This is a genomic window from Microbispora amethystogenes (assembly GCF_016863015.1).
GTDB classification, from domain to species: domain Bacteria; phylum Actinomycetota; class Actinomycetes; order Streptosporangiales; family Streptosporangiaceae; genus Microbispora; species Microbispora amethystogenes.
Genome location: NZ_BOOB01000113.1, coordinates 1 through 1,894 on the forward strand (window position 1 = coordinate 1; position 1,894 = coordinate 1,894).

Consider the following 1,894-nt stretch of genomic DNA (forward strand, 5'->3'; position numbering starts at 1 on the left):
AAAGTGAGACGTGCCCGGTAGTGGCGCCTGACCTCCGGGATGCAGGCACAGTCCTGCCCTTCCGGGCACGGGCAGGGGCGCGCGTCGAGAACCAGGGTGAATCGCGCCGGGTAGCGGACGCTGCGGCCCAGTCCGGTGAGGTGGACCTGTCCGCTGTCCAGTGGCCGGCACAGGCCGTCCAGGACCGGGCGGGTGAACTCGGGTGCGTCGGCCAGATGCAGCACGCCGCGGTGGGCGAGTGAGACCGCGCCGGGGCGGTTGCCCGCAACGCTGCCGAAGATCGCCGCCGATGTGGACGTGTGATGCGGCGCCGACAGCGGAGGCGTGACCCCCGGCGCCCTGCCGGGGCGTCCGGCCAGCGAATGAATCTCGGCGACCTGGCGGGCGGCCTGGTCGGTCAGGGGCGGCAGGATGCCGGGGAGGCGTTCGGCGAGCATCGTGGCCGGGCCGTCGCCGGACAGGAACAGGTGGTGCCCGCCCGCCGCGCAGACCTCCAGCGCGCGGCGGGCCGCCTCGTTACCGCGCACATCAGCCAGGTCGACGGCGAACGGCGACGATGGTGCGACCTCCGGCCCGTGGTCATGATGGTTGCGGAGGGTTCCGTGGCGGAGATCGTCGACGACGTCGGCCAGGCGGGTTGCGGGGATCACCACGGCGCCGGGCACCTGGGCCGCCTCCCCCGCGCATGCGGCGGGGACGACGACTGTGCTGATTCCGGCTCTGACCGCGGCGGTCACCATCGGCAGGACGCCTCTGATGGGGCGTATCTGGCCGTCCAGGGCCAGTTCGCCGAGGAACACCCGCCCGGTGATCCGTTCGGGTGGGATGAGGCCTGCGGCGGCCAGCGCCGCGACGGCCAGGGCGAGATCGGCCGCCGCGTTGTAGACCGGGAGCGCCGGTGTCACGCTCACCGTGACGGGTGTGTCCGGCCAGGGTGGTGCGCCGTTGGTGATCGCGGCCCGGATCCTCGCGCGGGCGGGCCAGACCGACAGCTCGGGCAGGCCGACCACATGCAACCCCGCATCACCGGGTGCGGCACCGGCACCGGCGTGGGTGTCGGCGTCGATGTCGATGAGGTGCGCGGACAGGCCGGTCAGGGTGACCGTTCGGGTGGAGGCGTGGCCCATGCCGGTCACCAGCCCTCCGGCAGCACCGGGCGGGTCCCGTCGGGGTAGGCGGCGGCTCTGTCGGCGATCTCGTCGGCCATTCCGGCGAAGTCCAGGCCGCAGATGGTTTCCGGGGACAGGGCGCAGTCCAGCGCGGTGCGGATCAGGCCCGCCAGGCTGTAGCGGGGATCAGCCGTCAGTGCCCGTTCCACCGCGACGCACGCCAGGGGCCCGTCTCCGGTGCGCAGGGCGAGGAAGGCCAGCAGCGCGGCAGGCGGGGCGGCGAAGTCTGGTTCGGCTCTGCGGGTGAGCTGGGTCCACAACCGGGTGTGGGTGGCGTCGTCGTATCGGCCGATCAGGGTCATGGCGGCGTCGCGGACCAGGATCGCGGTGAGCCGCACGCTCAGTTCGGCGACCTCGCCGGGGGACAGGTCCTGCCCGGCCTGGGTGCGGTCCAGCGCGGCGGTGATGTGGTTAAGGCCCTCGTGGTACCAGTCGTGACCGCCCTCACGGGTGAGCAGGGTGCGCGCCCGGGTGCAGGCCTGCCGGGTGGCGGCGGTCAAGTGGTCGCGGTCGGGTCCGCCGGTGGGGGCGAGCATGGCGGTGAGGGCCGCGCGGTCGGGCCGGGCGACGTATCCGGCGAACACCGCCGCTGCGGCGGCCGGATTGGTCCCAACGTCGTACGGGACGCCGCCCGGTGGGCAACAGGCGGGGTCGGGGCAGGTGTAGGACCAGTAGCGGCCGTCGTCGACCCGCAGGGCGTCGATCGTGGTGATGCCCGCCTCCGC

The 1,894-nt window shown here is 73.7% G+C and carries 2 protein-coding genes; both read right to left on the reverse strand.

Going from position 1 to position 1,894, the window contains the following annotated elements; all coding sequences use genetic code 11:
* Positions 1–1,127, reverse strand: a 1,127-nt coding sequence (locus Mam01_RS35905; protein ID WP_239101880.1) for an ATP-binding protein, incomplete at its 3' end; no start/stop codon positions are given.
* A gap of 5 nt (positions 1,128–1,132) precedes the next feature.
* Positions 1,133–1,894: DUF4192 domain-containing protein (locus Mam01_RS35910; RefSeq protein WP_204289673.1), on the reverse strand; the 762-nt coding region annotated here is incomplete at its 5' end.